7 protein-coding genes are annotated in these 8,469 nt (G+C 74.8%); 1 reads left to right on the top strand and 6 read right to left on the bottom strand.

Features of this window, described 5'->3' with window-relative positions; all coding sequences use genetic code 11:
- The 3 genes from VI078_03445 to VI078_03435 form a co-directional block, all read right to left on the bottom strand.
- Positions 1–668 (bottom strand): PilZ domain-containing protein (locus VI078_03445; GenBank protein HEY5998338.1); only part of this gene is annotated, 668 nt, incomplete at its 3' end.
- Between the two features lie 27 nt (positions 669–695).
- Positions 696–2,042 (bottom strand): sigma 54-interacting transcriptional regulator, encoded by a 1,347-nt coding sequence (locus VI078_03440; protein ID HEY5998337.1) that lies wholly within the window; start codon positions 2,040–2,042, stop codon positions 696–698.
- 136 nt (positions 2,043–2,178) lie between these two features.
- Complete coding sequence (locus VI078_03435) at positions 2,179–2,874, bottom strand: hypothetical protein (protein ID HEY5998336.1); 696 nt, start codon at positions 2,872–2,874, stop codon at positions 2,179–2,181.
- Between the two features lie 129 nt (positions 2,875–3,003).
- Here VI078_03435 and VI078_03430 point away from each other — a divergent pair, with 129 nt between their 5' ends.
- Entirely contained in the window at positions 3,004–4,710 is a 1,707-nt protein-coding gene (locus VI078_03430) for a glycosyltransferase family 39 protein (GenBank protein HEY5998335.1), read from the top strand.
- Positions 4,711–4,944: 234 nt separating this feature from the next.
- Here the strand turns inward: VI078_03430 and VI078_03425 are convergent, their stop codons facing one another.
- From VI078_03425 to VI078_03415, 3 genes are read right to left on the bottom strand one after another with little or no spacing between them, the layout of a single operon-like run.
- Entirely contained in the window at positions 4,945–6,399 is a 1,455-nt protein-coding gene (locus tag VI078_03425) for a radical SAM protein (GenBank protein HEY5998334.1), read from the bottom strand.
- A complete protein-coding gene (locus VI078_03420) occupies positions 6,396–7,775 on the bottom strand; it encodes an FAD-dependent oxidoreductase (protein ID HEY5998333.1) in 1,380 nt (459 codons plus the stop codon). Before VI078_03420 ends, VI078_03425 begins: the two co-directional genes overlap by 4 nt.
- A gap of 36 nt (positions 7,776–7,811) precedes the next feature.
- A complete protein-coding gene (locus VI078_03415; GenBank protein ID HEY5998332.1) occupies positions 7,812–8,282 on the bottom strand; it encodes a universal stress protein in 471 nt (156 codons plus the stop codon).
- Between the last annotated feature and the right edge of the window lie 187 nt (positions 8,283–8,469).

Below are 8,469 nucleotides of genomic sequence, written 5' to 3'. Positions count from 1 at the left end.
CTGCCGGCGAAGCGGGCGCCGAGGACCCCGCCGGGGAGCGCGCGGACCGGCACCGCCAGCACCGGTCCGCGGCCGAAGCGCGCGGTCAGCTCGCGGGCGAGCGGGTCCGCGTCGAGGCCGACGATCCCGAGGGTCGTCGCGGCGCCGGTCTTGCGCGCCTCGCCGAGCCAGCCCTCGGGCAGCAGCTCCAGGTGCAGGCCGCCGCGGCTGATGTCGCGCAGGGAGGCGGGGGCGAGGCGCCCGGCGCAGAGGACCTCGACGGGGACCTGCAGCGGTATGCGCGGGTGGCTGCGCCGCTCGGTGTGTGCGGAGGCGTGCGCGGGGGCCAGGGCGGCCAGGGCCGTCTCCAGGTCCGGCGCGGGGCGCAGCTCGGCGAGCGTCCGACGCACGCCCAGGGGCAGGTCCATCCAGGACGCGGGCCGCCCGACGAGCAGGAAGCCGGCGTGGCGCTCGTGCAGCTCGCGCAGCCGCGCGGCGCCGACGCTGTCGATCAGCCCGGCCCTGCGCAGGTCGACGAGGAGGGACGCGGACTCGCTGCGGAAGAAGAGCCCGACGCGCTCGGCGAAGCGGCGCGCCAGCGAGCCCGCAAGGTCGCCGCGGACGCTCCACAAGGCGTTGAGCCCGTAGCGGCAGCGTCCGATGTCCCCGCTCATGCTGCAGGTGCTCACGCGGCTGCTCCCCTCGTCTCGTTTAGTCTACCGCCGGCGGTCGATGCCGTAGCGGTCGATCTTCTTCTGCAGGCCCAGGCGGCTGAGGCCCAGCGTCCGGGCGGCCCGGCTCTTGTTCCAGTTCGTCTCGGACAGCGCCTGCTCGATGAGGGTTACTTCGAGATCCCCGACCGCGCGCCGCAGCGGCGCCCCGGCGGCGCCCGCGGGAGCCCGGCCCGCCCTGGCGCGCAGGCCCGCGATGTCCTCGGGCCGGATCACGGACCGGCCCGCCGCGGCGCGCGCCAGCTCCTCGTCCAGTTCCCGCACGTTGCCCGTCCAGGGGCAGCGCTTCAGCGTCTCGAGGGTCTCCGGCGTCAGCGCGGGCGCGATGGCCCCGGCGGCAGCGGCGCGTCGCCGCGCCAGGTGCTCCGCCAGCAGCGGAATGTCCTCGGGCCGCTCCCGCAGCGGCTGGACGGCGATGGTCCGGGCCCGCAGCCGAGCCGCGAGGTCGTTGCGGAAGCGGCCGCGGCGCACGGCCTCCTCGAGGTCGGCGTCGGCGGAGGCGATGACCCGGGGTGCGCCCTGCCCCTGCGCCAGCAGGGACAGCAGCAGTTCCTGGCAGCGCGCGTTCAGGCGCTCGATCTCGCCGAGGTACAGGGTGCCGCCCGCGGCCTCAGCGACGAGGCCCCCGGTGCCGCCGGCGCCGAAGATCTCCGGCTCCTGCAGGCTCTCCGGGAGGGCGGCGAGGGACTCGGCGACGAAGGGGCGGCCAGCGCGCGGGCCGAGGCGGTGCACGGCGGCCGCCAGCATCCGCCGGCCGCTGCCGGGCTCGCCGTCGACGAAGAGCGGCTCCGCGCTGTTGGCGGCGGTCGGCAGCGCCTCGCGCAGGCTCCGCGAGGCCGGGCTCATGCCGACGATCGTCGGCGAGCCGAGCAGGTCCCGCCAGGCCTCCTCGCGCACCTCCTCGGTGACGCCGAGCGAGGCCGCCCGGAAGAGGCCGGCGAGCACGTCGACCCCGAGGTCGATGAAGCTCTCGAACTGGGAGATCTGGATGGGCGAGAGCCGGGGAATCCCGTTCGTGCGCGCATCGTCGCCCGCGCTCTCCTCGAGGAAGCCCTGCGAGGCGAGCAGCAGCGGCTGCGCCAACGGCAGATTCACCGCCCGCACGAGGACGGTGAGCCCCTCCGGACAGCGCACCCGCGCGGAGGGTGCGGAGCGCAGCGACGCCGTGAACGAACGGCACGCCTCGCGCGGCCCCGTCCCTTCGGGGTGCAGGCCGCAGACGCAGACATCCCCATCCGCGACGAGCGACAGGCCGACCCGGAAGATCTCCCTGGAACAGGAGCCCAGGCGGACCGTCGAGTTGCGCAGCAGTACGTCCAACGAACCGTCCATAGCCACAAAAACCTCCGCCGGAGAACGGTGCCGGCACGAATCCCGCTGGGACGGGACCGATCTTGCTAATAAGGTTAACGTCTTTTGCCGGTTCCAGCAAGGGCAAAATGCGCCCCTGCCGGGGCCCGGGTGGCCCTTACCGACGCCGCTGCGCCGCCAGGAGACGCTCCAGGTCCATCCGGTAGCCGTCCGGGACCGAGAAGTCCTCCCCAGCGCGCTCGTCGCGCGCCAGCTTCGTGATCTGCCAGGACGCACGGTAGGGGCGCTCGCCGTCGATCTCGACCGTCCCCGCCAGCGGCAGCCCCACGAAGAGGGCGGGAGGACTCGCCGCCGCCCACGGGAGCCCCAGCGCGCGCTCGAGCCGCGCGTAGTCCCGGCTCCACGCCTCGTCGGAGACGCGCCAGGACCGCAGCAGCAGCCGCGGAGAACGCCCGCTGACGACGACCTCGCCGCACGGCTGGCCGAGGAGCGTCTTCGTCGCGCCCGAGGCGGTGGCGCCGAGGCCGCGCGGGTCGTAGCCGAGGCCGGCGGAGAGCAGCGGCGTCACCAGTTCGAGCGGGAGCAGGAAATAGCTGCGCCCCGGGTCGTCGACGACCAGCGCCGACTTCTGCTCGTACGAGAAGATCAGGACCTCGCCCCTTGCCGGGGCGATGCGCGCGCCCGTGGGCGTCAGGACCATGCGGAAGGGGATCGTGCGGCGCTCGGGTGCGGTGATCGTGTACGTCCCCTCGGCCACGACGGCGGCCCGGGCCGCAGTCGCGAGCAGGAGCACGGCCACGCCCGCGAACGTGCAGGATCTCCGTGCCAGGCGTCTGCGTGCCGTCGCCGTCATCTCCACGGGACTAGGTACCGCACCGTGCCCGACGTGTCAACTCGGCCCGGGCCCCGCGTGGTGCGCCACGGTCGCCGGCCGGCTCGGAGGCCTCGTTTCCCGGCGCCGCTGTGATAGGCTGGCCCGGCCATGGTGCAGCCCGGCCCCGAGACGCAGCGCGACGCGGACGGGGGCGGCCCGCCGCTCCCGTCCGTGCTGGCGGCGGCAGTGCTCTTCCCGCTGCTGGTCGCGCTGCGGTCGTTCGATGACAACAGCCTCACCTCCTGGGGCTGGGTGCTGGGAGGTCGCAGCCTCGCAGGCCTCTGGGCGCTGCACCTGGCGGTCGTGGCGGCCGCATGGCTGCTCTGCCGCTGGCAGGTGCGGGAGCGCTGGCGCGTGCCCCTGGTGGCGCTCGCCGCGTTCGGGCTCGGCGTCGCGCTTGCGGCCGAGCCCGAGGCGATCGTCGACGCGGCGCGCTACTTCATCGAGGCCAAGTACCTTGCGCTCCACGGCGCGCGCGCGTTCTTCCGGGGCTGGGGCACGGCGCTGCCCGCCTGGACCGACCTGCCGCTGCCGGGGTTGCTGTACGGAACGATGTTCTCGCTGATCGGCGAACACCGCTGGGTCTCCCAGATCGTCACGGCAGCGCTGTTCGCGGCCACCGCCTGCGCGACGGCACGCATCGGCTCCCTCCTCTGGGACGCGGCCACCGGCGCCGGGGCCGCCCTCCTGCTGCTGGCGGCGCCCTGTCTGCTCGTGAACGTGCCGCTGCTCATGGCCGACGTGCCGGCGATGGCCGCGGTGACGGTCGCCGTCTGGGCGCTGCTCGCCCTGGTCGCTCGCGGCGGGGCGCCGCGCCTGCTCGCGGCGGCCCTCGCCCTGGCCGCGGCGCTCCTCGTCAAGTACTCCACCTGGGTGCTCCTGGGCGCGGCCGGCGCGGCCGTGCTCCTGCTGGAGGCGCCGCGACGGGGGCGTGCGGCGGTCGCCCGCGTGGCGGCCGCCGGCGCGATCGCGGCGCTGGCGCCGGCGCTCTTCGCGCTTGCCAGGCCGGGGCTCGTCCAGCGCCAGCTGGCGCTGCTCTCGAGCTTCCAGTGGGAGGGGCTGCGCCGCTGGGTCGAGGGCTACCCGTCGACCTTCCTCTTCCAGGCGCACCCGCTGCTGGCGGGCGCCGCGCTCGCGGCGCTCTGGCGCGGGTGGCGCGAGCGCGACCGGCGCATCCTCGTTGCCGCGGCGGTGCCGCTGGTGCTCCTGGCACTGGGCGTGCGGCGCTCGCGCTACCTGCTGCCGGCCTTCCCGATGATCGCCCTGCTGGCGGCGCGCGGCCTCGCGGCGCTGCCCGGACGCTCGCGGCGCTTCGCCGCCCTCGCCGCCGTCGGCTTCTCGCTCGTCACCGTCTTCGCGGTCGATCTGCCCTTTCTCCAATGGGTGAACACCGCGAACCTGCGCGACGCGGGACGCTACCTGGACGCGCGCGGCGTCCGCGAGGCCGCGGTCGCGGTCGTGCCGACGCCGGGTCTCGCGCTCAACCCGGAGGTCGCGGTGCCGCTGCTGGACTACCACACCGCCGCGCGGGTCGTCACGCTCGGGCCCGCGCCGGCGCCGCCGCCCCCGGAGCAGCTGCGCACCTCGTCGTTCCGCTTCAGCTGGGAGGGGGCGCTGCCGGCCTGGTACCGTTCGGCATCCGCCCCGGGGGCCGGGACCGCGCTCGTCCTGGTCTCGGGGGACCCGGCCGCGCCGCTGCCCGCGGCGCTCGCGGAGCGGGTCGGCAGCCGGCCGCCCGACGCGGTCTTCTGGCGCGACGCCGTCTTCCGGTTCCGGACCCTGGCGAGCGTCTGGCTCCCGCGTGACGGCCGCTGATACGGGGCCATCTGCGGCGTTGCCCTCCTCCCGCCTCCCTGCGGCGGCCGCGAGGCCGCCTCGGTCGCCGGATCGTCCGGCGCCTTGCATCTGACCCCGTCTGAGCGGCCTCCAAGCCGGTGCCCTGATACGAGGCCGCCCGCGGTGTTAGCCTCCCGCCTTCTGTAGGGAACGTGCCGCGCAGGTCAGTCGGGAGCGTCATGATCCGTCATGGCAACGCAGCGGGTACGGGCGCTACCTCGTCCTCTTCCAGGGGTCCCGCGCGGTCTCGCGCGAGAAGACGCGCCGCCCGGTCCAGAGACCGAGGAGGCTGCGGGCGCCGCGCCAGGCGGCGCGCACCTCGTGCAGGGAGCGTATCCCCAGCGTGCGGCGCACGAGGTAGCCGGGTCGTGAGTAGAACCTGCGGTACGCCAGCTGTCGCAGCTCCTGGATCTGCTCGCGGCTCATCGTGCGCGGCACGAACGCCGCGCCCTGGTAGGTGAAGGTCGAGAGATCGTCCGCGACGGTGCCCAGCTCGTGGCGCCGCTCCCAGAGCTCGGAGCCGGGGAACGGCGTGAGCGCGTGGAAGCTCGCGAGGTCCGGGTCCAGCTCGCAGGCGAAGCGGATCGTCTCGAGCCCCTCGGCGTAGGTCTCGCCCGGGATGCCGAAGATGAAGGGCGTGTGCACGCGCAGGCCCGCCGCCTTCGCCGCGCGCACGGCACGGCGCGTCTGCTCGAGCCTGATCCCCTTGCGCAGCGCGTCGAGATTCTTCTGCACGCCGCTTTCCGCGCCGAAGAGGATCGCCCAGCAGCCGGCGCGCCGGAACTCCCGCAGCAGCTCCTCGTCGACCTGGTGCACGCAGGCGGAGGCGAACCAGGCGATGTCGAGGCGCTCGGCGCGGATGCGGCGGGCGATCTCGAGCGCGCGCGAGCGATCCGCGGCGAGCGTGTCGTCGAGGAACTTGATCTCGCGGTAGCCCTCCGCGACGAGCTGGCGGATCTCCGCGATGACGTTGTCCACGCCGCGGTAGCGGATGCGGCGCTCGCGGTCCATCTGGAAGCAGAAGATGCAGCGGCGGTTGCAGCCGCGCGAGGTGATCATCACGGCCACGGGCGCGCGCCGGTAGGTCGCCGGCGGGGGGACATACGCCCGCAGATCCCCGAGCAGGTCGCGCGCCGGGAAGGGGAACCGGTCGAGGTCGAGGGCGAGCGGGCGCGGCGCGTTCTCGACGATCTGCCCGCCGCGGCGGAAGGCGAGGCCCGCGACGCCCTCGAGGTCCCGCCGCTCCTCGAGTCGCAGCGCCAGCTCGACCATGGTCTCCTCCGCCTCGCCGATCGCCACCGCGTCGAGCGCCGGCGCCTCCTGCAGGCACCGCGCCCCCGCCCACGAGGGGAAGGGGCCGCCGGCGACGATGCAGGCGCCGGGCAGGATTCCCCGGACGTCAGCGGCGGCCGCGACCGCCTTGGGCCAGCCGAAGGCCGTCGAGTAGAGGCCGACGAGGCGTGGCGCGAACGCCGCCAGCTCCGCGAGGATCTGCTCGCGGCCGCGGAACGCGCCGTTGAGGAAGCGCACCTCGTGGCCGGCCTCCCGCAGCCTCGAGGCGACGTAGAGCGTGCCCAGCGGCTGCCAGTAGTTGATCTGCGCCGCCGCCGTCCGGCTCGGGAAGATCTCCTCGGGCGACCACGCGGGGATCACGAGCGCGCACTTCACGGCCCGCCCTCCCCGCGCAGCAGCGCCCGCGCCGCATCCAGTCCGGAGCGGATCGCGTGGTCCATGTTCTGGTAGGCGAAGCAGCCGCTGCGACCGGCAATCAGCAGGTTGGCGAGGCCGGCGAGGCCTTCGCGCACAGCCGCGGCGCGCTCCTCGTAGCCGACCTCGAACAGCGGGTAGGCCGCGGGGACCCGCACGATGCGCACTCCCGCGACCTCGCGCCGCGCCAGGTAGCCCAGCCGCTCGAGGCCGGCGGCGGTGCGCTCGGCGAGCGAGGCGTCGTCGGCCTCCCAGACCGCGTCGCCGCGGGAACAGAACCATTCGGCGACGACCAGGGAGCGGTGCGGGGGCGCCATGGCGGCGGACCAGTTCTTGGGCTCGTGGAGCCGCCCGAAGGGGACGGTCCGGTCGGGGAGGTAGATCCAGCTCTGGTCCGTGATGGCGGGGCGGTCGGCGGCGACCGCCGCCAGCACCAGGTCCCGGAAGCCGAGACCGGCCGCCGCCCGCAGCGCCGCGGCCGACGGCGCCGGATCGAGCACGCGAATGATCGCCGGCAGCGGGATCGTCGAGACGACGGCGCCGGCTGCGAAGGTCTGCTCGCCGGCCGCGGTCACCGCGACGACCTCGCGCACGCGGCCCGCCGCGTGGCGCACCCGCGCCACGCGCGCGCCGCAGAGGACGCGGCCGCGCGGCGCGAGCTCCTCGGCGAAGCGCTCGGCGAGGCGCCCGATCCCGAGGCGGGGGTAGGCGAAGCGGTCCACGAGGGTCGCGATGCTCGCGCGGTGCCCCCGCGTGAACGCGTCGTGGAGGGCGCGGCCCAGCGAGAGCCCCTCGATGCGGCGCGAGACCCAGCCGACGCTGATCCGGTCGCAGGGCAGGCCCCAGACCTTCTCGCTGTACTCCTTGAAGTAGATGGTGAACAGCGTGCGGCCGAAGCGCCGCACGACCCAGTCCTCGAGCGAGACGTCCGGCCGCCGTGCGGCGGCCCCGCGCAGCTGCTCGAGCAGCCAGTCGCCGACGACGCGCGCCGTCGTCGCGGGCCCGAGCGCGGCCAGGGCGTTCGCGGGCCGCAGCGGGTAGTCCACGTAGCGGCCGCGCAGGAGGATCTTGCTCGAGCGCGGGACATCGATCAGCTCCTCGCCGAGGAGCCCCTGGACGAGGGCGGCGACCTCCGCGTCGTGGGTGAAGAAGCGGTGGCCGCCGAGGTCGAAGCGGAAGTCGCCGAAGACCTCCGTGCGCGAGAGCCCGCCGACGACGTCGCCGGCCTCGAGGACGAGAACCTCGCGGCCGGCGGCCGTCAGCGCGTGCGCGGCGGCGAGCCCGGCGAGGCCGCCGCCGAGGACGAGGACCGGCGCGCTCCCGCCGTCAGCGCTCATGCGCGAGAGCCGGTGCCGGCGGGAGCGCGGCCCGTCCTATTCCCGGTTCCTGACGACGAGGACGGGGACCTCCGCGTGGTCGGTGACCTCCCGGCTCACGCTCCCCATGAACCGGTGGGTGGCGCCGGAGGCGCGCGCGCCGACGACGATCATCTCCGCCTGCTCCGCCGCGGCCACCGCCAGGATCTCCTCGGCCGGGTGGCCGCTGCGCACGACCGTCCGGACGTTCTTGCAGCCGGCCAGCTCGAACGCCGGACGATAGTACGAGAAGATCCGCTCCGCCCTGCGGTCGAGGACCGCTTTCAGATCGGTGTCCTTGACCGCCTCGCGCAGCGTGGACATCTCCGGCTCGCCGAGCATCTCGTCCATGAGCGAGCGGCCTTCGATCTTCTCGACGTGCACAAGTACCATTTCCAGCGGCTTGAAGTCGGCGATGCACGCCGTGAACGTCGCGACGGCGGCCTTCGAGCCCTTCGTGTCGTCAACGGCGACGAGGATCTTCTTCATCCTTCACGCACCTCCACGACCGGTCGCTGTGTTGTGTCCGTCAGTTTATTTGCCATAGCCGCCGGAGGCCGGGGCGGGTGCCGCCGGAGCCGGGGCGCCGTAGCCGCCGGAGGCCGGGGCCGCCGGCTTGGGTGCCGGCGCGCCATAGCCTCCCGATGCCGGAGCGGGCGCCGCCGGTGCCGGGGCG

This window comes from bacterium (assembly GCA_036524115.1).
Taxonomy (GTDB): Bacteria; JAUVQV01; JAUVQV01; order JAUVQV01; family DATDCY01; genus DATDCY01.
This window is presented reverse-complemented; position numbering and strand designations above follow the sequence as displayed.